Here is a 26,078-nt window from a genome sequence, read left to right on the forward strand (position 1 = left end):
TTCACCGCGCGTCTGCGGCGCCGTCGCTCCCCGGCTATGCACGTTCCCCAGCATAAGCCACCCGACATACCGGCCAGTATGTCAACTCCCCGGCTTCCGGGACGGCGGTTTCCGACGATATCGGTGACCCTGCGGTAACCGAGCGCCCGAAGCAGCCGGGGTGAACGGCGCGGCTTTTCGTACTAGGGTGAGCCCCCGACGCGCCGCCGCGGACACCCCGGATCCGAACCTGTGTTCGATAGGGTGCGCGGGTGAGTCTCTACAACGAACAGATCGACGTCCGTTCCACCACCGGCGACGCCCCCGCCCTGTTCTCCTGGCGCGGCACCCTCTACCGGGTGCGCCGGGTCATCGGCACCTGGCGCGACGCCGACCCCGCCGCCTCCGCCGAGGTGCGACTGGTCCGGGTGGCGGCCGAGTCCGACCACGGCCACCCCGGTATCGCCGACATCGTGCTGGACACCGCGACCAACCACTGGACGATGCGGCGTCTGTGGCACTGACCGGTCACCGCGCGGTCCCGTCCGCGCCCACCTCGACCTCCACGGTCGTCACCCCCTGCGGTTCGCAGAGGGCCTGCCCGGCGGTGATCTCGGCGACCCACGCCGCGAACTCCGCCGGGTCGGTCCCGTCCAGCGCGACGTCCACCTCGACATCGGCGCCGTAGCGCACGTCCAGCACCCGGTGCGGCGACTCCCGCAGGTCGCTCTCCAGCCGCCCGGCCTGCTGGTAGTCGGCCAGCACCGTCATCACCGGCAGCGAGCGCCGCTCCAGGACCCCCACCGCGTCGACCGCCGCGGACACCGCGCTGCCGTAGGCCCGGATCAGTCCGCCCGCGCCGAGCTTGATCCCGCCGAAGTAGCGGGTCACCACCGCGACGGTGTCGGTGAGTCCGCGGTGGCGCAGCACCTCCAGCATGGGCACCCCCGCCGTCCCCGCGGGCTCCCCGTCGTCGCTGGACCGCTGCACCCCGCCGTCCTCGCCCAGCACGTAGGCGGTGCAGTTGTGGGTGGCGTTCCAGTGCAGTCTGCGCCGCTCCGCGATGAACGCCCGCGCCTCGTCCTCGTCCGCCACCCGGGCCAGCGCGCAGATGAACCGGGACTTCTTGATGTCGATCTGGTGCTCGCCGCCGCGTCTGATCGTTCTCATACCGCTCCCGATCGTACGCGCCGCGCCGCACGCCGCCGGGGCTCTGTAGGGTCGGTGCCATGCCGACACCCCCATTCGTCCTGCGGCTGCGCGAGCACGTGGGACACGGACTGCTGCCCCTGGTCGGAGTGACGGCGGTGGTCGTCGCCCCGGACGGGCGCATCCTGCTGCACCGGCGCGCCGACGACGGGCGCTGGTGCACCCCCGGCGGCCTCGTGGAGCCCGGCGAGCAGCCCGCCGCCACGCTGGTGCGCGAACTGGAGGAGGAGACCGGGCTCCGCGTCCACCCCGAGGTGCTGGTCAGCGCGGTCATGGAGGAACCCCACACCTACCCGAACGGGGACCGGGTGCAGATCCTCGACCTCACCTTCCGCTGCCGTCCGGTCTCGGGCGAGGCCCGCGTCAACGACGACGAGTCCCTGGAGGTGCGCTGGTTCGACTACGCCGGACTGCCTCCGATGCCGGGCCGCATCATGCGCCGCATCGACCACGCGCTGGCGGGGAGGGTCGGCTGGTTCGACCTCCGCGACGGCCCGTGGCGCGAGCCCTGACCCGCGCCGGCCCTCTCCGCCCGGCGCGTCCCCGACGGGCCGCGCCGGAGCCGGTGGTCAGTTCGGCAGGTTCTCCTCGATCGCGCTGATGATCTCGGGGTCCTCGGGCTCCACCCGGGGCCGGAAGCGGTGCAGCACCTTTCCGCCGGGGGCGACGAGGAACTTCTCGAAGTTCCACTGGACGTCCCCCGCCACCCCCTGGGAGTCGCGGGTCTTGGTCAGCTCGGCGTACAGGGGGTGCCGGCCGGGTCCGTTGACCTCCATCTTCTCCAGCATGGGGAAGCTGATGCCGTAGGTGGTGGCGCAGAAGAGCCGGATCTCCCCGGCGTCCCCCGGCTCCTGCCCGGCGAACTGGTTGCAGGGCACCCCGATCACGGAGAACCCCCGGTAGGCGTACGCTTCCTGGAGCCTCTCCAGTCCGCTGTACTGGGGGGTGAGACCGCACTTGGAGGCGACGTTGACGATCAGCAGCAGTTGGTCCTGCGGCAGTCGGAACGGCTCGCCCTCCAAAGAACGCAACTCGCTTTGGTAGATCTTCATGGTCCGGAGCCTAGCCCCAGCCGCCTCACCCGTCGGGCACCCAATCCCGTGAATACTCCGGGTAACGACTTGGACGGCCCGGGTGTCCGCCGTCGAGACGGGTTCTAGGATCGTGGCACAGGCGTTCCGGCCGAGGGAGTGGGAGCAACATGCGCAGCGGGCGTCGAGGCACCTTGCGGCTGGTGACCGGGGCGGTCCTGCTGGCCGCCGCGGTGTCCTGCACGGACGGCGACGCTCCCGGGGAACCGGCGCCGTCCACTCCGCGGCCGACCCCCACGGTCTACCGGGGCGAGGTCCCGCCCGGTCTGGCCGAGACGCCGCTGCGGTACCTGCACGGCTCCCAGGAGCCCGGCCAGGAGATCCTGGGCGACCCCCGGGGAGTGCGCGTCCACGCGGTCGGCGATGCCTTCCTCATCAGCTCCAACAGCGAGGAGCGGCACCTGCTGCAGGACGCCGCCGACGGCTCCGTCCTGTGGCGGGGGGAGTCGAGCATCGAACGGTTCACCCAGGACCGGAGCGGCGCGGACGTGTTCGAGGTGAGCACGCGCGAGGGCGACCGCGTCACCCGCACCGTCGTGGACTCGGCCGGCGAGCCGGTGTGGAGCGGTTCCGACCCCCGGGAGAGCTACCTCAACGGACTGGTCGTGCGCGCCCCCGCCGGCTGGACCGCGGCCGAGCCGTACGGCGAGTTCGTGGTCCGCGACCCCGCGGCGGACGGCGTCGAGTGGGCGTACGAGTTCACCGCCCCCGCGGAGACCGACGCGGAGGACCCGGCGGACGACGAGGAGTCCGACGACGAGGGCGAGGAGGCGGCCGCGCACCTGGGGGTCCCGGTGGGCGCGCACGACGACGTGGTGCTGCTGGACGACGGCGCCGGGCTGCTGCAGGCCCGCGACCTGTCCGACGGGGCGGCGCTGCTGTGGAGCGTCTCCGGCGACTCCGTGGCCGCCGAGGACGGCCGGGCACTGTCCGCTCCCCGGCCGCGTCTGGTCGGCTTCTACCCGCTGCCCGAGGAGGAGACCGGCTCCCCCGCCGACGACGCGGAGTCCGAGGAGTCCGCCGGCCCCCGCCGGACCGTGCTGCTCCGCTGGAGCAGTCCCGAGGAGTCCTCCCTGCTCTCCCTGCACGACCTGCGCGACGGGGAGACGCTGTGGACGCTGCGCGAGCCGGGGAGCAACCCCCTCGGCAGGGCGTTCGCCACCGCACCGGTCGCCGGCACCGTCTGGGACGCCGCCGCCGGGGTCCTGCTGGTGCCGCAGGCCGACGCCGCGACCTCGGTGGTCGCCGTGGACCTGGCCTCGGGCGAGACGCTGTGGACGTTCGACGACGCCGCGGAGCGGTCCATCTCGCCGCGTTTCACCCTGGCCGGGTACGTCTACGGCGACACCCGCGCCGACGACGGGGGCTCCCAGGTGGTGCTCGAAACCGGGACCAAGGACCTCGTCGCCGACGACCTGCCCGGCTACGTGGAGGCGGTCACCGACGACGGCCACGCCCTCGTCGTGCAGGACCGCCAGCGGTTCGTCTTCGCCCCCGAGACCCCGCCGACGGACCCCGCCACTCCGTCACCGTCGCCCACAGAGCGTGGCTGAGGTGCGCTTTCACCCAACCCTGGTGCGCTCCAAACCGAATGCCGTTCTCTACCATCTCGGAGTATGAGCGTGCCGGAGAACACAGCCACGACCACCGGCGCCCTTCCCCTCGCCGCCGAGTTCCCCTCGGTGACGAAGGAGCAGTGGCGCGACCTGGTCGCAGGGGTGCTGCGGAAGAGCGGAGCGGACGTCGACGGGGCGTCCGACGCCCCCGAGAGCCTCCTGACCACCACCACCTACGACGGAATCGTCATCCAGCCGCTGTACGACAGCGGCGACGACATCGAGTCCGGTTTCCCCGGCATCGCGCCGTTCACCCGGGGGGCCCGGCCGCAGGGCGCGGTCGTCGACGGCTGGGACGTGCGCCAGCACCACGCCCACCCCGACGCCGCGGCCGCGCGTCGGGCCGTGCTGGAGGACCTGGAGAACGGCGTCACCTCGATCTGGCTGGGCGTGGGCGCGGCCGGAGTGCCCGTCGACCGGATCGGCGAGGTCCTCGCCGACGTCCACCTGGACCTGGCCCCGGTCACCCTGGACGCCGGGGCCGACTACGAGGCCGCCGCGGCGGCCCTGCTCTCCGCGTACGCCGACCGGGACCTGCCGGACAGCGCGGTCTCCGGAAACCTGGGCGTCGACCCGCTCGGGCTGGCCGCCCGCACCGGTGAGCGCGCCGACGTCGCCTCGGCCGTGCGCTTCGCCGCCGGGCTCGCCGCCTCCCGCCCCGCCCTGCGCCTGGTGGTCGCCGACGGCACCCCCGTGCACGAGGCGGGCGGTTCGGAGGCGCAGGAACTGGGCGCCGCCGTCGCCTCGGGCGTGGCCTACCTGCGCGCGCTGACCGAGGCCGGCCTGGACCTGGCCGACGCCGCGGCACGCGTCGAGTTCCGCTTCGCCGCCAGTGCCGACCAGTTCCTCACCATCGCCAAGCTGCGCGCCGCGCGCGCCATGTGGAACCGGGTCGCCGAGGTCTGCGGCCTGCCCGAGGAGCACCGCGGCATGCGCCAGCACGTGGTCACCTCCGCGGCGATGATGACGCGCCGCGACCCGTACGTGAACATGCTGCGCACCACCCTGGCGTGCTTCGCCGCAGGCGTGGGCGGCGCGGACGCGGTCACCGTCCGCCCCTTCGACTCGGCGCTGGGCCTGCCCGACGCGCTGGCCCGCCGTATCGCCCGCAACACCCAGTCGCTGCTGCTGGAGGAGTCGCACGTCGCCCGGGTCATCGACCCCGCCGGGGGCTCCTTCTACGTGGAGCGCCTCACCGCCGACCTGTACCGCCGCGGCTGGGAGTTCTTCCAGGAGCTGGAGGCCGCCGGCGGCATGGCCGAGGCCCTGGCCTCGGGTCTGGTGGCCGACCGGGTCAACGCTGTGTGGGAGGAGCGCCGCGTCAACCTGGCCCACCGCCGCGACCCGCTGACCGGGGTGAGCGAGTTCCCCCACCTGGAGGAGCCCGTCCTGGAGCGGGCCCCCGCCCCCGCGGCGCCCGCGTCGAACGCCCCCAGCGCGCTGCCCGCGCGCCGCTACGCCGCCGAGTACGAGGAGCTGCGGGACCGCTCCGACGCGACCCTGGCCGCGACGGGAGCGCGCCCCCGGGTCTTCCTGGCCACGTTGGGTCCGGTCGCCGTGCACACCGCGCGGGCGACCTTCGCCGCGAACCTGTTCCGCGCGGGCGGCATCGAGCCGGTCAGCGGCGGCGAGGCCGGTCCCGAGGAGGCCGCGGCGGCGTTCCGGGACAGCGGGGCGCGCGTCGCCTGCGTGTGCTCCAGTGACAGGGTCTACGCCGAACAGGCCGCCGCCACCGTCGCCGCACTGCGGGAGGCGGGCGCCGAACGGGTGCTGCTGGCCGGCAGGCCCTCCGACGACCTCTCCGCCGCCGGGGTGGACGGCTTCGTGTTCACCGGCTGCGACGCACTGGCCCTGTTGACCGACCTCAGCGACTTCCTTGGAGCGGCCCGATGAGCGCGAACATCCCGAACTTCGCGGAGATCGCCGCGGGCACCCCCGTGGCGGCCTCCGGTCCGGAGCAGGCCGAGCGGTGGCGTCAGGCCCTGGCCGAGGCCACCGGCAAGGGCCCCGACGCCCTGGTGTGGGAGACCCCCGAGGGGATCGGCGTCAAGCCGCTGTACACCCGGGCCGACCGCGACGGCCTGGACTTCCTCCACACCTATCCCGGGCTCGCGCCGTTCCTGCGCGGCCCGTACCCGACCATGTACGTCAACCAGCCGTGGACGATCCGCCAGTACGCGGGATTCTCCACCGCCGAGGAGTCCAACGCCTTCTACCGGCGCAACCTGGCCGCCGGCCAGAAGGGCCTGTCGGTCGCGTTCGACCTGGCCACCCACCGCGGCTACGACTCCGACCACCCCCGGGTGGAGGGCGACGTGGGCATGGCCGGGGTGGCGATCGACTCCATCTACGACATGCGGCAGCTGTTCGACGGCATCCCGCTGGACCGCATGAGCGTGTCCATGACCATGAACGGCGCGGTGCTGCCGGTGATGGCGCTGTACATCGTGGCCGCCGAGGAGCAGGGGGTGGCGCCGGAGAAGCTGGCGGGGACCATCCAGAACGACATCCTCAAGGAGTTCATGGTCCGCAACACCTACATCTACCCGCCGCAGCCGTCGATGCGGATCATCTCCGACATCTTCGCCTACACCTCGCAGCGGATGCCGCGGTTCAACTCCATCTCGATCTCCGGCTACCACATGCAGGAGGCGGGGGCCACCGCGGACCTGGAGCTGGCCTACACGCTGGCCGACGGCGTCGAGTACATCCGCGCCGGGCTGGACGCCGGGCTGGAGGTGGACGCCTTCGCCCCGCGCCTGTCGTTCTTCTGGGCGATCGGCATGAACTTCTTCATGGAGGTCGCCAAGCTGCGCGCGGCCCGCCTGCTCTGGGCCAAGCTGGTCAAGCAGTTCTCCCCGGCCAACCCCAAGTCGCTGAGCCTGCGCACGCACTCGCAGACCTCCGGCTGGTCGCTGACCGCGCAGGACGTGTTCAACAACGTGGTGCGCACCTGCGTGGAGGCGATGGCCGCCACCCAGGGCCACACCCAGTCCCTGCACACCAACGCGCTGGACGAGGCGCTGGCGCTGCCCACCGACTTCTCCGCCCGCATCGCCCGCAACACCCAGCTCGTGCTGCAGCAGGAGTCCGGCACCACCCGCGTCATCGACCCGTGGGGCGGCAGCTCCTTCGTGGAGCGGCTCACCCACGAACTGGCCGTGCGCGCCTGGGGGCACATCCGCGAGGTCGAGGAGGCCGGGGGCATGGCCAAGGCCATCGACGCGGGCATCCCCAAGATGCGCATCGAGGAGGCCGCGGCGCGCACCCAGGCGCGCATCGACTCCGGGCGCCAGCCGGTGATCGGCGTCAACAAGTACCGGCCCGACACCCTGGACGAGATCGAGGTCCTCAAGGTCGACAACAGCCGGGTGCGCGCCGAGCAGATCGAGAAGCTGCGGCGGCTGCGCGAGGAGCGCGACGAGGACGCCGTGCAGGAGGCGCTGCGGCGGCTCACCGCCGCGGCGGCCGCGACGTCGAGCGGGGCGACGCTGGAGAACAACCTGCTCGCCCACGCGGTGGACGCGGCCCGTGCCAAGGCCACGGTCGGGGAGATCTCCGAGGCCGTGGAGAAGGTGTTCGGACGGCACTCCGGCCAGATCCGTACCATCCAGGGTGTGTACCGGGACGAGGCGCAGAACGCGGAGACGGCACGGGTGTCCATGGACGAGGTGGCCGCGAAGGTCGCGGAGTTCGAGGAGGCGGAGGGGCGCCGTCCGCGCATCCTCGTCGCCAAGATGGGCCAGGACGGCCACGACCGGGGGCAGAAGGTGATCGCGACCGCCTTCGCCGACCTCGGTTTCGACGTCGACGTGGGCCCGCTGTTCCAGACGCCCGCCGAGGTCGCCGCGCAGGCGGTGGAGGCCGACGTGCACATCGTCGGCGTGTCCTCGCTGGCCGCCGGGCACCTGACGCTGGTGCCCGCGCTGCGCGAGGAACTGGCGGCGCTGGACCGGTCCGACATCATGATCGTGGTGGGCGGTGTGATCCCGCCCGCCGACTTCGACGCCCTGTACGAGGCGGGCGCCACGGCGATCTTCCCGCCGGGCACCGTCATCGCCGAGGCCGCGCTGGGACTCCTCGACCGGCTCCGCGAGCAGCTGGGGCACTGAGCGGTCCGACGGGCGCGGGGATCCCGGCGTGTCCGGGGTCCCCGCGCGTTCCGTCCCCGTCCCCGCCGCACCGGACCGATCTGGAACATCGAGGAGCCATGAGCAGAACCATCGACATCGACGCCTACGCCGAGGGCGTGCTCGCCGGGCACCGGCCCACCCTGGCGCGGGCGATCACCCTGGTGGAGTCGCGCCGCGCCGACCACGCCGAACTGGCCCAGCAGCTGCTCGTCCGGCTGCTGCCGCACAGCGGGAAGGCGCACCGGGTGGGCGTCACCGGCGTGCCGGGGGTGGGCAAGTCCACGTTCATCGACTCGCTGGGCAGCCTGCTGACCGGGCGGGGCCACCGGGTGGCGGTGCTCGCGGTGGACCCCTCCTCGGTCCGCACCGGCGGCAGCATCCTGGGGGACAAGACCCGCATGGCGCGCCTGTCGGCGGATCCGAACGCGTTCGTGCGCCCCTCCCCCTCCGCCGGCACCCTGGGCGGGGTGGCCCGCGCCACCCGCGAGACGATGGTCCTGATGGAGGCCGCCGGGTTCGACGTGGTGCTGGTGGAGACGGTGGGGGTCGGCCAGTCCGAGGTGACGGTGGCCGAGATGGTGGACTGCTTCCTGTTCCTCACCCTGGCGCGCACCGGCGACCAGCTCCAGGGCATCAAGAAGGGCGTGCTGGAACTGGTGGACGTGGTCGCGGTCAACAAGGCCGACGGTCCGCACCAGCAGGAGGCCCGCAGGGCCGCCCGGGAGCTGTCGCGCGCGCTGCACCTGCTGCAGCCGGCCTCCCCGTCGTGGACTCCGCCGGTGCTCACCTGCAGCGGGTTGGAGGGCACCGGCCTGGACGAGGTGTGGGAGCAGGTGCTGGCCCACCGCGCGGCCCTGGAGGAGACCGGCGAACTGGCCGAGCTCCGCAGCCGCCAGCAGGTGGACTGGATGTGGGCGCAGGTCCGGGACCGGCTGTTGGAGAGCCTGCGCACCGCCCCGCGGGTGCGGGAGCTGGCCCCGCGTCTGGAGGAGCAGGTGCGCTCGGGCGCCATCACCGCGACGCTCGCCGCGGACCGGCTGCTCTCCGCGTTCACGGAGGCCTCGCGGGACGGTTGACGAGGTCGGGGACCTGTTTTCCTCCCGCGGCTCCGCCGTTTGCGGACCGGTTGCACTCTGTAACATGAAAATTTCTTGCTCTCAGCCATTCCCGATTGGCGTTTTGGCTAATACCGTGTGTGTCCAAAGCCTTACGAGCGACCAGGGGATCGGGGAGAGGCGCCCCCGCCGCACGGTGCGGGTGAACACCGTGGGACGGGAGTATCGGCGCGAGTAGGGACCGCGCTGAGGGCAACCGGTCTGTGACATGGCCTGAGGTCGCTGATGGGGACCCCTCATGACTTCGTGAGGCTGGGAGGAGTGACAACGTGTACAGGCTTGGGGTGAGCACCCGGGTCGAGAACCGCAGTGTGATCGTGTCAGTGGAGGGCGATCTCGACATCGCCACGGCGGGTGACCTGCGTTCCGCGGTGCAGTCCGCGATCGACGCGCACGGACCGTGGTTGATCCTCGACTTCTCCGCGCTGGACTTCATGGACTCCAGCGGACTCAATGCCATCATCAACGCCTACCACCTGGTGCGGGAGCGTGGGGGCAGCCTCGCGCTCGCCGCGCCCAACGAGCGGGTCACCAAGGTGATCCGCCTGGTGGGCCTGCACCGTCAGCTTCCGGTGCACCGGACGGTGGCGGCGGCGGTCGCCGCCATGCAGGCGCTGGTGACCCGGCAGGCCGGCTGAGCCGTTCCAGCACCGACCGCTGTCCGCGGGCGGGCCCGCGGGGCCGGTCGTCCGTGACCGGACCCGCGGGTCCCGTGCGGTTCCTGGGCGTGCGGGGCGGAGTTTTCCGCACTGCGCCGTGTCCCGGTCTTTTCGCGCCCCACAAAAATACTCTGAGCAATTGATAAACTACTTTCAGCAACCATTCTCGGTTGTGTGTCACTCCTCTCGACGGCGGCCCCGGAATCACGGGAGCCGCCGTCCGCCGCTCTCGGCTCACGGCTCCGCGGCCGCGGAGCCGACCGCGTCGCTGACGGCCGCGCGGGCCTGCCGCGGCCCGGCCGCCTCCACCGCCAGGGCGGCGAGCTCGCGGCAGTCCCGCAGGCTGTGGCGGGCCAGCGCACGGCGCACCGCGGGCAGGGCGGAGGCGGACATGGACAGACTGGTGGCGCCGAGCCCCACGAGCACCAGGGCGAGCAGCGGGTCGGCGGCGGCCTCCCCGCACACCCCCACCGGCCGCCCCAGGCTCCGGCCCGCCGCACCGACCCGGCCGACCAGGTCCAGTACCGCGGGCTGCCAGGGGTCCAGCAGGTCGGACAGGGTGCTGCGGGTGCGGTCCGCCGCCAGGGTGTACTGGGCGAGGTCGTTGGTGCCGACGGACACGAAGTCCACGCACCGCAGGACGCGGTCGGCGAGCAGGGCCGCCGCGGGAACCTCGACCATCGCGCCGACTTCGCCGAGACCGGACTCGCGGGCCAGCTCGGCGAAGTCCGCGGCCTCCTGCGGGGTGGCGACCATCGGCGCCATCACCCGGACGTGCGCCCCGGTGTCCCGGGCGGCCCGCGCGATCGCCGCGAGCTGGCGGCGCAGCAGTCCGGGCCTGGCGCGCACGGTGCGGAACCCCCGCATCCCCAGCGCCGGGTTGGGTTCGCCCTCCTGGGGGGCGAAGGCCAGCGGCTTGTCCGCCCCCACGTCCAGGGTGCGCACGGTCACCGTGCGGTCGCCGAAGGCGCGGAACAGCCGCGTGTAGACGGCGTACTGCTCCTCGGGGGTCGGTTCGGCGGCGCGGTCCAGGAACAGGAACTCGGTGCGCAGCAGTCCCACGCCCTCGCTGTCGTACCGCGCCGCGCGCTGCGGGTCCTCCCCGCCCAGGTTGAGCAGGAGCGCCACCCCGTGCCCGTCCGCGGTACGGCCCGGCCCGGCGGCGTCCGCGGCGGTGCGGGCCGGGCGGGCCCGTCGTCCCGCGGCGTGCCGCTCCGGTGCGGGACGCACCACGACCTCGCCCCGGTCGCCGTCGACCGTGACCGGAACACCGTCGCACAGCCGGTGCGCCCCGGCGCAGGCGACCACCGCGGGGATGCCCAGGGAGCGGGCCAGGATCGCGGTGTGGTCGGTGGGACCGCCGAACCGGGTGACGATCGCCAGGACGGTCCCGGGGTCCAGGCGGGCGGTGTCCGCGGGGGCGAGGTCCTCGGCGACCAGGACGAACGGGTGTCCGGGGGCGGGGGGCCGGGGCAGGGGAAGCCCCAGCAGCAGCGCCAGCGCCCGGTTGCGGATGTCGCCGAGGTCGGCCGCGCGTTCGGCCAGCGGGCCTCCGACCGAGCGGAACAGTTCCTGGTAGGAGGCGATGGCCTCGTCCACAGCCCACTCCGCGGCGGCCCCCTCCCTGACCCGTTCGGCGACCCCCGCGGCCAGCTGCGGGTCGCCCGCCATGAGGGCCTGCGCCTCCAGGATCTCCCGTGCCGCGCCGTCGAGGGCGGCGGCCTGTCCGCGCAGCAGTCCGGCGACGCGCTCCAGGGCGTCCAGGGCACGGGCGGTCTCCGCCGCGGGGTCGGCGACCTCGGCGCGCCTTGCGGGCAGCGCAGGCGGCGGGGCCAGCACCGCGACCGGCCCGGTGGCCCTTCCGGGACTGGCCGCGACGCCGGTCAGCGTCTGCTCTCCGGTGGCGGGGGCGTGCCTGCGGTCCGGTTCCATTCCGTCCTCCGTGTCCCCGTGCGGCGCCGCCGCGGTTCCCCGTCGTCCGGGGCCGCGGCGGCGCGGGTCTTCCTTCATCGTGGTGGACTCGCCGCGTCGCGGCCAACGGTTCCTGTCCGACAATGAGGAGATGGGCGAAGCTGACATCGACGCGGTCGGCGCGCTGGCCGACCCGCTGCGTAGGCGACTCTACGAGTACGTGGTGAGCAGGGAGGGCGAGACCAGCCGCGCCGAGGCCGCCGACGCCGTGGGTATACGGCGCACCCTGGCAGCCTTCCACCTCGACAAACTGGTGGATGCGGGACTGCTGACGACGAGTCGGCGCAAGCTCTCCGGACGCGAGGGGCCCGGCTCGGGGCGCCCCGCCAAGCTGTACCGGCGCGCCGACCGCCAGGTGAACGTGCACCTGCCGCCGCGCGACTACGAGACCGCGGCGCACCTGCTGGCGGAGGCGGTGCAGCACTCGGGCGCCGAGGAGTCCCTCCACGCCGCGGCCCGCGCGGAGGGCAGGCGCAGGGGCGGCGCCGCCGCTGTCGAACGGCCCGTCGACGCGGACGGGCTCTGCGAGGTCCTGACCCGGCTGGGCTACGAACCGGCGGCGGACGAGGAGGAGCCGGAGACGCTGCGGTTGCGCAACTGTCCGTTCCACACGCTCGCCCGCGACTTTCCGCCGCTGGCCTGCGGGATGAACCTGGAGTTGCTGCGCGGCCTGCTCGCGGGCGTGCAGGCGGAGGGCTTCACCGCGCGCATGGCTCCGCGGGGGCGGCACTGCTGCGTCACCATCTCTAAAAACGAAAATTATTGACTTAGAAACAGAGGCGTGGTGGACTCCCTCCATGAGCGGTTACCACCTGGCCCAGTTGAACGTCGGCACCCTCAAGGCCCCCCAGGGCTCCCCGGAGGTCGCGGAGTTCTTCGCGCTGCTCGACCCGATCAACGCCCTGGCCGATGCCAGTCCGGGATTCGTGTGGCGCTACCGCTGCGAGGGGAGCAACGACGCCACCGGCGAGCGCTTCTTCGGCGACGACCTGCTGATCAACTTCTCGGTGTGGGAGTCGGTCGAGACGCTGTGGGAGTTCACCTACCGCAGCGACCACCTGGACCTGCTGCGCCGCCGCGAGTGGATGGTCCCGCTGGCCGAGCGTTTCCTGGTGCTGTGGTGGGTGCCCGCCGGCCACATCCCCACCCTGACCGAGGCGCGCGAACGCCTCGACCTGATCCGCGCGGAGGGCCCCACCGAGCAGGCGTTCGACTTCCGCACCCGTTTTCCCGCCCCGCGTGAGGAGACTCGCCCACAGGACCCCCGGCCGTAGTGCATTCACGCAGGCACTTTGAGTAATGTATGCGGCCGAGCCCGTGAACTCTGTCACCTCCTAGGAGGCACCAGCCATGCGCACCCCGTCGACCACCGCCGGTGTGGCCCTGTCCCTGCTCCTGTTGGCGGGCTGCGGATCCTCCGCCGAAGAAACCGAGCCGGACCCCTCCCACCAGGTCAAAGCGGAGTTCGAGACCTGGCGCGAGGGGGCGTCCGCCGTCACCTACGACGAGCAGAACGTCCCCGTGGGGGCCACCGTCGAGGTCACGATCACCCCGATCAACTCCGGCTCCGACATCGCCATCACCGTCAGCGGGCTGATCGGCGACCGCGACTACGGGGCCCACCTGCACACCGAGCCCTGCGGCGCGGACCCCGAGGACGCGGGAGGGCACTACCAGCACGAACCCGCCCCCGACCCGTCCACGCCCGACCCCGACTACGCCAACCCCCAGAACGAAGCCTGGCTGGACTTCCACACCGACCCCGAGGGGCGCGCCCACTCCCAGACGTCGGTGTCCTGGCAGCCCCGCGAGGGCGAGGCCAACTCGGTGGTGATCCACGCCGAACGCACCCAGACCGTTCCCGCCCTCGCCGGAACCGCCGGGGAGCGGCTGGCCTGCGTCACGATCCCGCAGTAACGGCCCCGCCGGAGACCCGCCGCCGGCCGGTCAGGGCCGCAGACCGATCGTGGCACTGGCCCGGCGCTGCGCGGTGGGCAGCCACGGCAGCGGGACGAGCTCGCCCAGGAAACGGTACTCGCGGCTCAGCCGCTCCCGGTTCTCGTCGTGGCGGGAGGCGCACAACTGGCCCCACCACGCGGCGATGTCGGCCCACCCCGGAGCCGACAGCGAACCACCGGTGTGCTGCACCGACAGCGCCGCGCACAGGTTGGCGAACCGCAGCCGCCGCTCCAGGGGCCATCCGGCCAGGGTGCCCACGATGAACCCGGCGCCGAACACGTCGCCCGCGCCGGTGGTGTCGACCGCGTCGATGACGATGCCTTCGACCTCGGCCTCCTCACCGGTGGTCTGGTCGATCGCGATCGCTCCCCGCGGGCCGTCGGTGACCACCGCGACCGGCACGTACTCGGCCAGCGCGGCCACCGCCAGCGCCGGACTGCCGGTCCGGGTGTACGACATCGCCTCGATCGCGTTGGGCATGAACGCGTGGCAGTGCCGCAGCTGCTCCAGGACCGACCTGGACCACCGTTGGCTGTCGTCCCACCCCACGTCCGCGAAGAGCAGGGTGCCCTCCTTGGCCTGTTCCAGCGCCCACTGCGGCACCTCGCCGTCGCTGCTCAGACTGACGAAGGCGGCTCTGGCCCGGGGCAGGTCGCGGGCCATGTCGTGCAGCGGGATCGGGGACGGGTGCTCGTGGGTGACCATGCTGCGGTCCCCCCGGTAGGCCAACGAGACCGTGAACGGGGAGTGCCAGTTGGGAATCCGCCGGGACGCCGAGAGGTCCACCAGCTCCTGCGTCGCCAGCGTCTCCCAGCAGAAGTCGCCGTAGACGTCCTCACCGAACGCCGCCGCCACCGCAGTGCGCAGGCCCAGCCGGGACGCGGCCACCGCCATGTTGGCCACCCCGCCGGGACAGGAGCCCATGCCCTGGGCGCTGACCTCGGTGCCGCTGGAGGGCGGCGAGGCCAGTCCGGTCAACACGATGTCGAAGAAGACGGTCCCGCTCAACGCCAGGTCGATGGCGGGGCCCCCGCCCCCGCGGCTCTCCCCCAGCACGTCCTTCGGCTCCCCAACGAGGGGAGTGGATTCGAGTTCCCCGTAGTCCGCCGTCAGTTCCCGGGGATCCGTCTCTCCGTCCGTGGCCATACCGGCTCCCTGCATGTCTGGTGCTCAAACCGTAGGTTAACCTCTTCTGCCCGGTGACCTCGGCGCCCTGCCGCCCTCCGGGGCCGGGGAGCCGCGGCACTCCCCCGGAACCGGCCCCCTCCCCGCCGACGCGCGCTACCGTGGGGCGCGGCCGAGACGGGCGGAAGAGGAGGCGACGTGCAACTGACCATCCTCGGCGGCGGCGGCTTCCGGGTACCGCTGGTGCACCGGGCGCTGCTGGCCGACACGCGGGGGCCGGACCCGGCCGTCACCGAGGTCGTGCTGTTCGACACCGCCCCCGAACGCCTGGCCGCGATCCGCGCCGTGCTGGACCGCCAGCGCGACGCGCACCGGGCCGCGTACGGCGAGCCCCCGCTGACCGTGCGCGTCGCCGACACCCTGGCCGACGCGCTCCGCGGCTGCGCCGTCGTCTTCTCCGCGATCCGCGTGGGCGGCACGGCGGGCCGGGTGCTCGACGAGCGGGTGGCCCTGGACGCCGGGGTGCTCGGCCAGGAGACGGTGGGCGCCGGCGGCATCAGCTACGGGCTGCGCACGGTCCCGGTAGCCGTCGAGATCGCGCGGCTCGTCGAGCGGTTCGCCCCCGACGCGTGGGTGGTCAACTTCACCAATCCGGCGGGACTGATCACCGAGGCGATGACGGGGGTGCTGGGCGACCGCGTGGTGGGGATCTGCGACTCCCCGGTGGGACTGGGCCGCCGGGCGGCGCGGGCGCTCGGCCTGGACCCGGCCCGCGTCCACCTCGACTACGCGGGCCTCAACCACCTCGGCTGGCTGCGCGGCCTGTACGCCGACGGACGGGATCGGCTTCCGGACCTGCTCGCCGACGAGGCCGCGCTGACCTCCTTCGAGGAGGGCCGCCTGTTCGGCGCGCCGTGGCTGCGGGCCCTCGGTGCGCTGCCCAACGAGTACCTGCACTACTACTACCTGGCCCGGGAGGCCCGGGAGGCGGTCGCGGGCACCCTCTCCGAGGGCGGCCGCACCCGCGGCGAGCAACTGGTGGTACAGCAGCGGGAGTTCTACCGGGCGGCCGCCCGGCGCCCCGACGAGGCCCACGACTTGTGGGAGCGGACCCGGCGGGAGCGGGAGGAGACCTACATGGCCGACAACCGCCGCGCCGCCGGAGGGGTGGAACGCGACGCGGCCGACCTCGACGGCGGCGGCTACGAGCAGGTGGCCCTGGCGGTGATGCGGGCGATCCTCCGGGACGAGCCCGCCCGGTTGATCGTCAACGTCCGCAACCGGGGCGCCCTGCCCGACCTGGACGCCGACGCGGTGGTGGAGGTGCCCTGCCTGGTCGACGCCTCCGGGGCCCGCCCCCTGGCGGTCGATCCGCTCGCACCGCACCAGGCCGCGCTGGTGCGGACGGTCAAGGCGGTGGAGCGCGAGGTCCTCGACGCCGTGCGCACCGGTTCGCGCGCCGCCGCACTGCGGGCCTTCGCCACCCATCCGCTGGTGGACTCGGTGGCCGTCGCCCACCGCCTGCTCGACGGCTACCTGCGGGCCTTCCCCGAACTGGAACAGGTCCTGCCGGGGGACTAGGGTCCCTCCACCGATCCCGTCCCCATCGGTGGAGGGAGTACTGCACGGCCGCCCCCGCGACCGCGAAACGATCCGGGGATCACAGGTCCACGTAGTCCAGCGGCACCGACCGGAATCCCTTGACCTCTTCGGCGACCTGGAGCTCCTGCGCCTTGGCCGAGGCGACCATGGAGTTGAGCAGGCTCGTCAACGCCTCACTCAACGCACCGGCGTTGTCCTGTCCCGGTTCGGCGATGTAGGCGGCGACGGTCGAGACCCGTCCCAGCACCTCGGCCTGGGCCTCACCGAAACCGTAGGAGATGATGTTGGGCCGCGGCCGCCAGGACGGATCGAGGAGTGCGTCGAGGCTCCTCGTCCACTGTTCGTCGCTGTCGGTCGGAATACCGTCGGTGAGCAGGAAGACCACGGGCCGCAGCACTTTGATCCCCCGCGCCGAGAGTGCCGGGACGTCGGACTCGATGCAGTCCCGCAGTTTCCGGAACAGCGGAGCGAAATTGGTGGTGCCCGCGCAACTGACCGTGGGAAGGGTGGTCACGTCGTCGAACTCGGTCATGTTCGTGACCACGTGCGGCTGCGTGTTGAACGACACCACCGAGAGGTGAATGAACTCCCTGACCTGCGGCGTGGTGTCGATCACCTCATAGATGGACTCCAGAGTCTCGTTGAGCAGCTCCTCGAACCTCCCCATCGACCCCGAGGTGTCGAGGACGGCGTAGACCGGCAGCCCTTTCTTGAACGGGCCTTCCACCGAGGGGGCAACAGCCATGTCTGACTCTTTCTTTCGAATGGCGGACTGGGCGGACAGATCTCAGAACAGCGGGGTGAGAAAGATCAGAGCGAGGCAGAGCGCCACGAGGACGGCCGCGACCACGACCGCCGGGTGGACGGCCCCCCGCCTGCTCTTCCGGGATGTCGGGGACGCCGTCCGACCGAAGCCGGTGACAGACGGTGTGGGCTGCGGCGCAGAACCCATCGGCCCGCGGGGCGGACCGCCCTTGACTGCACGCCGGCCGGTGCCGTTCCGGGAGGTCCCGACCGTGCGGAACCCCGTGACGTTGGCCTCCGGGGCCAGCACAGGAGGGAAGGGCCCCTCCTCGCCGGGGACCAGGCCGGGCCAGTGCTCTTCCAGGGCCTGCAGCAACTCGGCCACCTCGGGGCGTCTGGCCGGTTCGCTCTCCTGCAAAGTCCGGTCGAGCAGCCGGGTGAACTCCGAGGAGCGGAGCCGCTTCGGCAGCCGGTCCAGGCTCGTGCTGATCCGGTCCTGGTCCCGGCAGCCGCTGAGGCCGCGCAGCGCAAGCAGTCCGATCCGGTAACGGTCGGCGTAGACGTCCAGGTCGGTCCCTCGCGGATAGTGGGGATCGTCCCAGTTGTTGGACAGGATCCACCCTCGTCGCCCGACACCGCAGGAGTCCATGTCGATCAGGAAGACCCGCCCCTGGCCGGGTTCCCACAGGCCGTTGCTGTAGGACCAGTCCCCGTAGACCAGGTTGTGGCGGTTCAACACCGCCCCCAGACGCAGGTACCGGATGACCACGGCCGCGCGGATCTCCTCCCCGGGGGCCGGGATCCCCTGGCGTTTCATGGCCTTGTCGTCCTGGACGAGGTGGTCGACGGTGAGCAGCGCCCTCCTCGTCCTTCCCGTGCGCGGCGACCAGAGGTCGATGGTGAAGCACGCCGGGGCCCTGGCCATGACCACGCCGACGGTCGTGTCCTCGTCGACCACCCGTGCCACTGGCCAGGCCGCGCTGCGGTCGACGACGGCCCGGTCGGCCGCGCCCATCCGGTCCGGCAGGGCGATGACCTGGTCCAGCACGGAGGCCTGGGCGGGGGACAGCGGACGTTTGTAGAGCTTGACCAGCCACTCGGGCTGCGTGGCGAGTGCGTAGACGATGGTGGACTCGCCGCCGTTCTGCCCCAGGACCTCTCCTCTGGCCGACACGTCCCGCGCCGACAGCACCCGGTCGAAGGGGCTGTCCGACCAGCTCCTCACCTCTTTCATCGTGTCTCCACGGTCCGGGGCGTCCACAGCACGACCGCCGTCCGGTCGTCGTTGTACTGGGCTTCCTCGTAGCCGACCTGCCACAGCAGACCGAGTGCGCTGACCGGGGCCGCCCACTGCTCGGCGAACCAGTGGGCGGCGGAAGGGACCCGCAGTATGTCGCCGAGACCGTCGGTGGCGAGGACCAGCACCTCTCCGTTGCGGAGCCAGACCTCCGTGGTGCGGACCTGCCGCGGGGTGTTCGGCAGGAAGTGGTGCACCCTTCCCTCGTCGTACCCGTGCTCCTTGCCCCCCAGCAGGAGCGTCCACCTGTCCCCGCACAGCTTCCACGCGCTCGTGTCCCCGATTCCCGAGAGCAGGACCCTGCGGAAACCGTCGGCGCCGGCCCGAGTGGGGACGACGGCGGTCAAGGCCACCGACCGCACGTCGTTCTCCGGGTTCCACCCACGCTGCTGGGCAGCGTTGTACATCTGCCTCGCAGCGGCGAGAAACGCCTCCTCGGCTCCCAGGAAGTCCACTGATCCCCGCTGGTCGAGTTCCTTGCGGAACGCGCCGACCAGCGCCGCGACGGCCACCCCGGCTCCCGCATCGGAGTGCTCGCTGTCGGACATGCCGTCGGCCAGTGCCGCGATGACGTGTTCTCCGACCGAGTCACAGCCGAGACGGTAAGCGTCCTGGCGTGGTTTGCCGACTGTTCCGCCGACTCGGTGGCCCGGTCCGACGACGGAGGCTCCCCGTACCTCCAGATCCCCGATGGTGGCCTGGTCGGCGGCCAGGCCCGAGTGGGCGGGCCTGGCGGGCAGCCGCCACGGTTCGCCGCTGAGGGAGGACCGCTGACGGAAGAACGGGGGGGCGGGGATTGCCTGCCCGTTCTGCTCAGCGGGCTCTCCGCTCCCCTCCGGTGCGGCCTCCCGCTCCTCCGTCTGCTCTGCACCGGAGTCGGGAAGTCCCGACTGCCCGGGCAGGAGCGCGGGACGTTCTGGTTTTCCTGCCGGACGGCTTGCGCCGGCTGTCCGGGGACGGCCGGGTTTCTCCGCGGCCTCCAGGGAACCTCTCACGGTCCGCTCCTCGCTCCTGTGGCCTCCTTGAAGGGCGGGAACCGCCAGAAGCACCACCCCGCAGGCGAGCACGGCCAGCAGCGCCGCAACCACGAAAGGCGTCGCCGCCGTGGGCAGGTACAGCCCGCAGACCACGATCAGCAGTGCCAGCACCACCAGCATGCCGAGCCTTCGCTGCAGGAAGAGCTGTCTTTGCGCCGCGGAGTGGTGCGGGGCCGCCAGCCACCGCCGACATTCCTTCCACCACCTCGTCCCGACGGACGGGGCAGGGGGATTCGGCCGTCGGTCAGTCATCCTGTTCCTCCTGGGCCGTCTTGCGCCCCACCGACTTCCAGCCCACGACACCGTCGGGCACGGGAGAGGCGTGCTGTGCCCCCGTCCCCGTGTCGAACCGCGGCAGCCCCTGCTGACCAGCCGTTTCCTGGCCAGCTCCGCTCGGCGGCTCCGGCCGTGCCTCCGACTGCGCTTGCACCGTCTCGCTGGGAGGCAGGAAGACCGCCGGGGGAAGCGCGGAGGGGGCACCCGGCCCGTCGGACCGCTGAGCGGGCGGCAGTCCGGCACCGGGCGAACGGGTGTCCTCCATGAGCTTCTGGAGTATCGGGTCCGCATCCGCCGGCTGGATGAGTCCTTTTTCGACCAGTTCCTTGACGAGCTCGATCTTCTGCTGCTGGGTGCGTTCTCCCCGATCCATCCACTCCCGCAGAATCTCGAAAGTCTGCCCCGGGTTCTCCGCGATCGACCAGCGGAGCAGGCCGGTCTCTTCGTTGGAAGCCGCGGTCGTCAGGTTCTCGAAGCGCTGGCGGACCTGCTCGTTCTGGTAGTTGTCCCTCATCGTCTGGAGGCCCTGCTGCGTCCTGGCTTCCTGAATCGCCAGGAGTCCTACGCGCTCCTGCTCCTCGTAGGTGCGTTCCAGGCCGAGCTTCTGCTGCAGGTGGGTCTCTGTCGCCTCGTCCAGGCTGAGCCGCACGTGGCACTCGGTCACTTCGATCCCGAACGGCATTTGCTGGATGAGTGTGCGGCTGCGGGCGTTCATCTCCTTCTCGGCGTCGGCCCTCTCCTCGATCGCGAACTCCAGCGCCCACGGCCGCATGGCGGTCTGGATGTGACCGCGCAACCGCACCTCGACATGGCTCGCGTCGATGATGTTGCGCCGAACGACCTCGATGGGGTCCCAGATACGCCAACCGACGGACAACCGCACCTGGAAGTCGAACCCCCCGGTGCTGCTGGGGAACTGGTCGTCCCAGGTGAACCCCCAGTCACTGAGGTTCACCTCGTAGCGGTACCGGTAGCGCAGCCGCTCCGACGCGGAGAGCCTGCGGTTCAGGACAACGGTGTCGCCGTTCTCCAGGGAGAAGACGAATGCCGTTCCGGGGCGCGGATTGCGGCCGCCCTCGAGCAGGGTGACGTTGAAAGGGCCGTAGACCAGTGGCCTGGACATGGGGGGGTGCGTCATCGGAGCAGCGTCCTCCCGTCAAGCAGAGACAAGACTTCACGTGCTGTGTTCTCGGGGCTGGGGTGCTCGGCCGAGGCGAACCAGTTCCGGATGAGGTAGTGGAGGATTCTGACGGTGCGGGGTTTGGTGGCGGCGTCCCGGAGGAGTCGGGCCAGCGCCCGTCGTGCGGCGGGGTTCGCGTCCACGTTCTGCGCCCACCCGGTGAGGATGCTCTGGGCCTCCCCGTACAGGTCGGCGGAGTTGAGCACGGTCTCCCACAGGGCTCCGACGTTCCTCCGACACACCGGGTCGCGCGTGCTCATGGCCAGCAGCAGCGGCCACTCCTCGGTTCCACCTCCCGGATCCGGTGCGACCAGGTCCGCTGCGGTGAAGAGGAAGGCGATCTCACCGACCAGTCGGCGCTGCGGATCGTAGGAGTGGACCCAGTGCCTCAGAAGGGTGATGACGTCGCCGCGGCGGTGGTCGGCTTCCTCGACGAGGTCGGCGACACCGGCTCGGATCGCGTCGACCACGTAGAACTCCGCGGTCCCGGCGAGTTCGTGCAGGAGGGTGAACATCTCCGCGGCCCCCTGCTCCCCCAGGGCCGCCAGAGCCACGGTCGATCGGGCTGCCGCGGCCTGGAGGAACGGGTTCTCTTCGTTCCCGGCCCACTCCTGGACCAGGCCGCGCACCTGTTCGGTGAGTCGAGGATTGGCCGCCATGGTGCGGAGGGCGGCCGCCACCGCGCTGTGCCTGCGCGAAACCTCTTCCCGCTTGTTCCGGGAGGGACGACGGGAGGCCCAGCGCTGCAGCACCGAGGTACGCATCGTGTCGAAGGCCCGGTCGGCGAGTATTCCCACGGCGACGGCAGCCCGGATCGCGACCGTCGCCGGTTCTTCCCCCACGCACCGGTACAACCACTCGGGGAGGTGGACGCGGATCTCGTCGTACTCGTCCCAGACGGTGACGAGGACCCTGGCGGCCATCTCCTGGTCGAGGTAGCGCACCACACGTCGGGGGACTCCTCCGTGCTGTGCGGTGCCCTGCTCCTCGAAGCGTGCGGCGTGCAGGAGCGCGAGCCTCCGGGCCGCGGTGGAGCGGATCGGCGCCGACCTGGGCTTTTCCGGGTTGTCGATGCTTTCGGGAAGCTGGATCAGGTCCTGGAGTTCCCGGGCTAGGCGGACCACGGTCTCATAGGTCTCCCCACCGAAGACGGCGACGGCCAGGGCCAGGCACTGGGTGTCGAGATCGCCCAGTTCTTCGAACCACCGGTCGAATTCGCTGGTCTCCCGGAGCGCCAGCCGACTGGTGACCTGTTCGAGAACCTTCGCCGCGGGCTCGGAGGCCTTGGCCTCCGCCAGGAGCAGCGCGGCGTCCGCGGCGCGTCCCAGCCGGGCGAGCGGCCCCTGCTCCCCCACCAGGTCCCTGATCCGGTCGGTGTGGGACAGGAACTCCGCCACCCGGCCCTCGCTGCCGGTGCCGAGCCGCCACCTCAGGTGGGCTTCCAGAACCTGCAGCGGGGCCACCGACTGGTCCACCTCGACGGCTTCCGCGGCGATCCCGGGGTCGTCCAGTCGGACCTCGGCTCCCATCGTGACCACCAGCCGGGACCCCTTGGCCTCCAGGATTCCCGCGAGCCGCTGTACCTCGAAGCGGTTGAGCTCGGCCGCCTGACCGCGGGACAGGTCCGCCAGCAGGTAACCGGTCTCCCGCTGGAAGTCGTCCTCGCCGAGCTCGCCCAGCGCCGTTCCGGGAGCGAACTCGTACAGCGATCGCAGTCCGGCGTTGACGAGGACACGGAACGCCAGCGTGGCTTTGCCGCTGCCGGGCTTGCCCCGCAGCAGGAGAACGGGCCGGGAACGCGCGGCTTCTGCGACCACCGGGAAGCAGGACGGTGTCACGAAGGCCTGAGTGATCTGCCCGTACTTGTCGCCCGCCACCTGGGTCGACGTGACACGGTCGGGTCTAGCGCCCACGACGAACTCGAAGTGGTCCCCGCCGTAGGCCCGACCGGCCGTGACCGTGGCCTGACCGAAGGGGGCAGACAGGCCCCGCAACGCGTCGCGTTCGGTTCTGATGCGTTTGCTGGTGTTGCCCGGTTGTGCGGCGACCGCGGTCAGGCCGTCCCACAACTCCCTGATGTCGGGCCGTTCTTCTTCGGGCGCGGGAGGCGCCTTCTCCTGCTCTTTCTGTTCTTTTTCTTTCTGTTCTTTCTGCTCTTCGATGGGTGGCTGTCCCGCTCCCGGAGGCTGTCCGGCGACGGAGGGCTCCTCCTGGGTCACCGGCCCTCACCCCGGCCGTGGCTCTCGTAGTGGTTGCCGCCGTACACCTGCTGGGCCTGGATCATCGCTCCCGAGAACGAGCTGAAGTTGGCGGTGTTGACGGTGGCCCCGCTCCTCTTCTCGTCTCCGCCGTCTCCCCCTCCGGTCCCACCGGGACGGACGGCTTCCGGTGCGGCGGGCGTCTCCTCCCGTGGCGCGGACGGCCCGTGGCCGGGCAGCGCGACCCAGGCCGTGGTGTCCACGGCCTTGACCCTGAAGGGGATCTGCCGGAAGTCCCGGGCGTCGATCTCCGGGTGGTTGCGGTTGACCACGCTGGAGTACCAGGTGTCGGAGACCGCCAGGACCAGTTCCGCTTCGGGAGAAGAGGCGAGGGCCTCTCGCACCACGGGAAGGTCGAGCAGGTGGCAAGCGGTGTCGAGGTCGATGCCGACCCACCCGTGGGCGTCGTGGGCGACCTCGCCGGCGTGCAGTGCGACGCGGAGCCGCAGGGCCGCCTGCGGACTGCTGACCTGGGCGTAAGCGCGCAACCCGACACGCAGGTAGTGGATGAACCGGGACGTCAGCTCGGTCTTGGGGACGTCGCCCGACAACAGCCAGATCGCTCCGTCACCGCGGTCCTGGGGGTGGGAGACGGCGGAGGCGTCGATCCCCGCCTCGCGCATCGCGGTGTCCACGATCTCGTACAGTCGCTGACGCAGCCATGCCTTGACGGAGTCGGGGCGTCCTCCGGAGTTCTCGGTGTCAACGGCCAGAATGGCGTGGTAACGGGGTTTGACCAGTGCGGCCATCGATTCCTCCGTAGACGGGGGTCCGGGGAATCCATGAATAGTGGGCGTCCACCGACCGCAACAGGTCAAATGACACAGAGCACCACGGCTGTCAGGTCACGTAGGCGTGGAGCTTCCGGACGTTCAGCACGACGATCCGTTTCCGTCCTGTCGCGACGAGCTCCCTGCGGGTGAGCTCCCTGAGCGCACGGACCACCGACTCCCGGGAGGTACCGGCGGCTCCGGCGAGTTCTGCCTGGGTGACGTTCACCTGCAGCACGTCGGCTCCCCAGTCCGATGCTGGTTCGCCGTACTGGAGGACGAGGTCGAGGAGGACCCGGGCGACACGGATCCCCGCCGTGTGCGCCCCGCTGGCGACACGTTGACCGTCGGAGTGCCGCAGCCGGGTGCTGATGGTGCGCATGACCGCGAAGCTCAGTTCGCTGTCGCTGTTGAGAAGGGTGAGGAACCGCTCGGCGGTGATGGCGATCCCAGCCACGTCCTGGATGGCGGTGACGGTCGCGGACCGCCTCCTGCCGTCGAGGCAGGACACCTCCCCGATCAACTCACCTGCTCCTCTGATCGCGAGAAGGCTGGTGTAACCGTTGGGTGCCTGCGCCGTGGTTTTGACCAATCCCTTTTCCAGAAAGATGACGCTTTCAGCACGCTCACCCTCACGAATGAGGATTGTCCCCTTTGGCCATGTTTTCCGGAAACCGGATTTCCGAAGTGCCTCGATGTGCTTCTCACTGAAGGTCGTCCGCACTGCCGCAGCAGGGGTCTTCCGCAATGGTCTCCGCTGCTCCTGGGGGATACTCACAGCCTCTCCACTCACCGCGACGCCCTCTCCCGCCACCACACGAAAGCACACATTCCAGATGCAACCGCGATGGAACGGACAGGGACCGGCCCTCCCTACTCACTCACCACCTTAGAAGACAGACCAGAAAATCGCGTGGAATCAGAAAAACAAGGCTCAGCAGTCACACCGCAACCAACACGCACAAAATGCGAAAAGAGCCGCGGATTTCTTCAGGATCTCCCCGTCCCCATGAACCCGTTCCCCCGGGCGTGGTCCCGAGGAGGAGCCGGGCCCCTCTCCCCACCATCAGGCCGTTCCCCGTGCGGGTAAGGCCCCGGCCCCGGGCCCCCGGTCACTCCTGTGCGTTCCGCCGGACCAGGGCGACCGCCTCCCTCGCCCGGTACAGGTCCATACCGGTCGCCTCGCGGACCGCCTCGACAGCCTCGGCCTCCCGGCCCTCCCGCAGCAGGACGCGCACCCTGCCCAGGACGTGCGGCGGCAGCACCGGCTCCTGTCCGGTGGACTCCGCCGGAGGCGGCCAGTACCCGCCGACGCCGTCCGCCCCGGACAGGGAGTCCACGTCGTCCGCGTCGAACGCCCGTCCTCCCCGGTACTCCGCTCCCCAGCGCACGACCGCCATCCCGACCGCCATCACCAGGACCGCCCCAAGCAACGCGACCAGCATCAGCAGCATGCTCATGGTCCGACACTAAGCGCCGGGGCCCCGCCCTCCGCGGATTGGCCCCGGGGCGTCGGAACAAATCGACACGCGCACCGGTTGCCCCTGATACCCCCAGGGGTACCAGAGGAAAGGAGCCGCACCAGCGATGGCGACGATCGAACTGACCAAGGACAACTTCACCGAGACCGTGACCGGCTCGGACATGGTGCTGGTCGACTTCTGGGCCGGGTGGTGCGGTCCGTGCCGCATGTTCGCCCCGGTCTACGAGCGCGTCTCCCGACGTCACGAGGACATCGTCTTCGGCAAGGTCGACACCGAGTCCCAGCAGGAGCTCGCCGCCGCGTTCCGGATCTCCTCCATCCCCACCCTCATGGTGATCCGGGAAGGCGTGGTCGTGTACACCCAGGCGGGCGCCCTGCCCGAGCAGGCGTTGGAGGCGCTCATCGCCGACGCCCGCGCGCTGGACATGGACGAGGTGCGGCGCCGGATCGCGGAGCGCTCCCCGGCCGCCTGACCCCGACCGCAGCGGCCTGACGAGGCCCGCCCGGAGCCCGGGCGGGCCTCGCGCCGTCTCGTCCCCGGCCGCCGCATGGTGTCCTCCCGGCGGGATAGCTG

24 protein-coding genes are annotated in these 26,078 nt (G+C 71.6%); 12 read left to right on the plus strand and 12 right to left on the minus strand.

Going from position 1 to position 26,078, the window contains the following annotated elements:
• The first annotated feature begins 251 nt into the window (after positions 1-251).
• A complete protein-coding gene (locus FOF52_RS14295; protein ID WP_248590451.1) occupies positions 252-503 on the plus strand; it encodes a DUF6504 family protein in 252 nt (83 codons plus the stop codon).
• 4 nt (positions 504-507) lie between these two features.
• On the opposite strand, the gene FOF52_RS14300 is transcribed toward FOF52_RS14295, so the two are convergent.
• Complete coding sequence (locus FOF52_RS14300) at positions 508-1,149, minus strand: YigZ family protein (protein WP_248590452.1); 642 nt, start codon at positions 1,147-1,149, stop codon at positions 508-510.
• A 59-nt stretch (positions 1,150-1,208) separates the two neighbouring features.
• Here FOF52_RS14300 and FOF52_RS14305 point away from each other — a divergent pair, with 59 nt between their 5' ends.
• Complete coding sequence (locus tag FOF52_RS14305) at positions 1,209-1,700, plus strand: NUDIX hydrolase (RefSeq protein WP_248590453.1); 492 nt, start codon at positions 1,209-1,211, stop codon at positions 1,698-1,700.
• Positions 1,701-1,757: 57 nt separating this feature from the next.
• On the opposite strand, the gene FOF52_RS14310 is transcribed toward FOF52_RS14305, so the two are convergent.
• A complete protein-coding gene (locus FOF52_RS14310) occupies positions 1,758-2,240 on the minus strand; it encodes a glutathione peroxidase (RefSeq protein ID WP_248590454.1) in 483 nt (160 codons plus the stop codon).
• A gap of 182 nt (positions 2,241-2,422) precedes the next feature.
• On the opposite strand from FOF52_RS14310, the gene FOF52_RS14315 reads away from it, so the two are divergent.
• The 5 genes from FOF52_RS14315 (at position 2,423) to FOF52_RS14335 (ending at position 9,781) form a co-directional block, all read left to right on the plus strand.
• Positions 2,423-3,832, plus strand: coding sequence for a hypothetical protein (locus FOF52_RS14315; RefSeq protein WP_248590455.1), 1,410 nt, complete (start codon positions 2,423-2,425; stop codon positions 3,830-3,832).
• Between the two features lie 63 nt (positions 3,833-3,895).
• Positions 3,896-5,788: a methylmalonyl-CoA mutase small subunit gene (gene mutA, locus FOF52_RS14320; RefSeq protein ID WP_248590456.1), complete on the plus strand. Its 1,893-nt coding sequence runs from the start codon at positions 3,896-3,898 to the stop codon at positions 5,786-5,788.
• Positions 5,785-8,007, plus strand: a complete 2,223-nt coding sequence (scpA, locus tag FOF52_RS14325; protein WP_248590457.1) for a methylmalonyl-CoA mutase — start codon at positions 5,785-5,787, stop codon at positions 8,005-8,007. Before mutA ends, scpA begins: the two co-directional genes overlap by 4 nt.
• Before the next feature lie 98 nt (positions 8,008-8,105).
• Positions 8,106-9,104, plus strand: a complete 999-nt coding sequence (meaB, locus tag FOF52_RS14330; protein ID WP_248590458.1) for a methylmalonyl Co-A mutase-associated GTPase MeaB — start codon at positions 8,106-8,108, stop codon at positions 9,102-9,104.
• A gap of 308 nt (positions 9,105-9,412) precedes the next feature.
• Positions 9,413-9,781 carry an STAS domain-containing protein gene (locus FOF52_RS14335; RefSeq protein ID WP_248590459.1) on the plus strand — a complete coding sequence of 123 codons (369 nt, stop codon included), beginning with the start codon at positions 9,413-9,415 and terminating at the stop codon, positions 9,779-9,781.
• Positions 9,782-10,036: 255 nt separating this feature from the next.
• Here FOF52_RS14335 and ptsP read toward each other — a convergent pair whose 3' ends face one another.
• Positions 10,037-11,734: a phosphoenolpyruvate--protein phosphotransferase gene (ptsP, locus tag FOF52_RS14340; RefSeq protein WP_248590460.1), complete on the minus strand. Its 1,698-nt coding sequence runs from the start codon at positions 11,732-11,734 to the stop codon at positions 10,037-10,039.
• 130 nt (positions 11,735-11,864) lie between these two features.
• On the opposite strand from ptsP, the gene FOF52_RS14345 reads away from it, so the two are divergent.
• The 3 genes from FOF52_RS14345 to FOF52_RS14355 all read left to right on the plus strand — a co-directional run bounded on the left by FOF52_RS14345 (position 11,865) and on the right by FOF52_RS14355 (position 13,690).
• A complete protein-coding gene (locus tag FOF52_RS14345; RefSeq protein ID WP_248590461.1) occupies positions 11,865-12,539 on the plus strand; it encodes a helix-turn-helix transcriptional regulator in 675 nt (224 codons plus the stop codon).
• A gap of 31 nt (positions 12,540-12,570) precedes the next feature.
• Entirely contained in the window at positions 12,571-13,047 is a 477-nt protein-coding gene (locus FOF52_RS14350) for a DUF3291 domain-containing protein (protein ID WP_248590462.1), read from the plus strand.
• A 76-nt stretch (positions 13,048-13,123) separates the two neighbouring features.
• Positions 13,124-13,690: a superoxide dismutase family protein gene (locus FOF52_RS14355; RefSeq protein WP_248590463.1), complete on the plus strand. Its 567-nt coding sequence runs from the start codon at positions 13,124-13,126 to the stop codon at positions 13,688-13,690.
• 30 nt (positions 13,691-13,720) lie between these two features.
• On the opposite strand, the gene FOF52_RS14360 is transcribed toward FOF52_RS14355, so the two are convergent.
• Complete coding sequence (locus tag FOF52_RS14360; protein WP_248590464.1) at positions 13,721-14,878, minus strand: carbohydrate kinase family protein; 1,158 nt, start codon at positions 14,876-14,878, stop codon at positions 13,721-13,723.
• 177 nt (positions 14,879-15,055) lie between these two features.
• On the opposite strand from FOF52_RS14360, the gene FOF52_RS14365 reads away from it, so the two are divergent.
• Positions 15,056-16,438 (plus strand): 6-phospho-beta-glucosidase, encoded by a 1,383-nt coding sequence (locus FOF52_RS14365; protein ID WP_248590465.1) that lies wholly within the window; start codon positions 15,056-15,058, stop codon positions 16,436-16,438.
• A gap of 79 nt (positions 16,439-16,517) precedes the next feature.
• On the opposite strand, the gene FOF52_RS14370 is transcribed toward FOF52_RS14365, so the two are convergent.
• The 8 genes from FOF52_RS14370 to FOF52_RS14405 form a co-directional block, all read right to left on the minus strand.
• Positions 16,518-17,204 carry a vWA domain-containing protein gene (locus tag FOF52_RS14370; RefSeq protein WP_248590466.1) on the minus strand — a complete coding sequence of 229 codons (687 nt, stop codon included), beginning with the start codon at positions 17,202-17,204 and terminating at the stop codon, positions 16,518-16,520.
• 42 nt (positions 17,205-17,246) lie between these two features.
• Positions 17,247-18,437 (minus strand): hypothetical protein, encoded by a 1,191-nt coding sequence (locus FOF52_RS14375; protein ID WP_248590467.1) that lies wholly within the window; start codon positions 18,435-18,437, stop codon positions 17,247-17,249.
• A complete protein-coding gene (locus FOF52_RS14380; RefSeq protein WP_248590468.1) occupies positions 18,434-19,657 on the minus strand; it encodes a protein phosphatase 2C domain-containing protein in 1,224 nt (407 codons plus the stop codon). Before FOF52_RS14380 ends, FOF52_RS14375 begins: the two co-directional genes overlap by 4 nt.
• 124 nt (positions 19,658-19,781) lie before the next feature.
• On the minus strand, positions 19,782-20,936 hold the full coding sequence (locus tag FOF52_RS14385) for a hypothetical protein (RefSeq protein ID WP_248590469.1): 1,155 nt from the start codon (positions 20,934-20,936) through the stop codon (positions 19,782-19,784).
• A gap of 11 nt (positions 20,937-20,947) precedes the next feature.
• Positions 20,948-23,212, minus strand: a complete 2,265-nt coding sequence (locus FOF52_RS14390) for a hypothetical protein (protein ID WP_248590470.1) — start codon at positions 23,210-23,212, stop codon at positions 20,948-20,950.
• The gene (locus tag FOF52_RS14395; RefSeq protein ID WP_248590471.1) at positions 23,209-24,000 is read right to left on the minus strand and encodes a hypothetical protein; all 792 of its coding nucleotides are present in this window, start codon (positions 23,998-24,000) and stop codon (positions 23,209-23,211) included. The genes FOF52_RS14390 and FOF52_RS14395 overlap by 4 nt, the downstream gene beginning before the upstream one ends.
• 91 nt (positions 24,001-24,091) lie before the next feature.
• Entirely contained in the window at positions 24,092-24,850 is a 759-nt protein-coding gene (locus FOF52_RS14400) for a Crp/Fnr family transcriptional regulator (protein WP_341849685.1), read from the minus strand.
• A 283-nt stretch (positions 24,851-25,133) separates the two neighbouring features.
• Positions 25,134-25,481, minus strand: a complete 348-nt coding sequence (locus FOF52_RS14405; RefSeq protein WP_248590473.1) for a hypothetical protein — start codon at positions 25,479-25,481, stop codon at positions 25,134-25,136.
• 127 nt (positions 25,482-25,608) lie between these two features.
• Here FOF52_RS14405 and trxA point away from each other — a divergent pair, with 127 nt between their 5' ends.
• Positions 25,609-25,977 (plus strand): thioredoxin, encoded by a 369-nt coding sequence (trxA, locus tag FOF52_RS14410; protein WP_248590474.1) that lies wholly within the window; start codon positions 25,609-25,611, stop codon positions 25,975-25,977.
• The last annotated feature ends 101 nt before the right edge of the window (positions 25,978-26,078 follow it).

It is taken from the genome of Thermobifida alba (genome assembly GCF_023208015.1).
Lineage (GTDB): Bacteria > Actinomycetota > Actinomycetes > Streptosporangiales > Streptosporangiaceae > Thermobifida > Thermobifida alba.

Bases quoted from the DNA above. Each gene is read 5' to 3' on its own strand.
- FOF52_RS14300 (WP_248590452.1), bottom strand. From the start codon at position 1,149: ATGAGAACGATCAGACGCGGCGGCGAGCACCAGATCGACATCAAGAAG.
- FOF52_RS14305 (WP_248590453.1), top strand. From the start codon at position 1,209: ATGCCGACACCCCCATTCGTCCTGCGGCTGCGCGAGCACGTGGGACAC.
- FOF52_RS14310 (WP_248590454.1), bottom strand. From the start codon at position 2,240: ATGAAGATCTACCAAAGCGAGTTGCGTTCTTTGGAGGGCGAGCCGTTC.
- mutA (WP_248590456.1), top strand. From the start codon at position 3,896: ATGAGCGTGCCGGAGAACACAGCCACGACCACCGGCGCCCTTCCCCTC.
- scpA (WP_248590457.1), top strand. From the start codon at position 5,785: ATGAGCGCGAACATCCCGAACTTCGCGGAGATCGCCGCGGGCACCCCC.
- meaB (WP_248590458.1), top strand. From the start codon at position 8,106: ATGAGCAGAACCATCGACATCGACGCCTACGCCGAGGGCGTGCTCGCC.
- ptsP (WP_248590460.1), bottom strand. From the start codon at position 11,734: ATGGAACCGGACCGCAGGCACGCCCCCGCCACCGGAGAGCAGACGCTG.
- FOF52_RS14345 (WP_248590461.1), top strand. From the start codon at position 11,865: ATGGGCGAAGCTGACATCGACGCGGTCGGCGCGCTGGCCGACCCGCTG.
- FOF52_RS14350 (WP_248590462.1), top strand. From the start codon at position 12,571: ATGAGCGGTTACCACCTGGCCCAGTTGAACGTCGGCACCCTCAAGGCC.
- FOF52_RS14355 (WP_248590463.1), top strand. From the start codon at position 13,124: ATGCGCACCCCGTCGACCACCGCCGGTGTGGCCCTGTCCCTGCTCCTG.
- FOF52_RS14360 (WP_248590464.1), bottom strand. From the start codon at position 14,878: ATGGCCACGGACGGAGAGACGGATCCCCGGGAACTGACGGCGGACTAC.
- FOF52_RS14370 (WP_248590466.1), bottom strand. From the start codon at position 17,204: ATGGCTGTTGCCCCCTCGGTGGAAGGCCCGTTCAAGAAAGGGCTGCCG.
- FOF52_RS14375 (WP_248590467.1), bottom strand. From the start codon at position 18,437: ATGAAAGAGGTGAGGAGCTGGTCGGACAGCCCCTTCGACCGGGTGCTG.
- FOF52_RS14380 (WP_248590468.1), bottom strand. From the start codon at position 19,657: ATGCTGGTGGTGCTGGCACTGCTGATCGTGGTCTGCGGGCTGTACCTG.
- FOF52_RS14385 (WP_248590469.1), bottom strand. From the start codon at position 20,936: ATGTCCAGGCCACTGGTCTACGGCCCTTTCAACGTCACCCTGCTCGAG.
- FOF52_RS14395 (WP_248590471.1), bottom strand. From the start codon at position 24,000: ATGGCCGCACTGGTCAAACCCCGTTACCACGCCATTCTGGCCGTTGAC.
- FOF52_RS14405 (WP_248590473.1), bottom strand. From the start codon at position 25,481: ATGAGCATGCTGCTGATGCTGGTCGCGTTGCTTGGGGCGGTCCTGGTG.
- trxA (WP_248590474.1), top strand. From the start codon at position 25,609: ATGGCGACGATCGAACTGACCAAGGACAACTTCACCGAGACCGTGACC.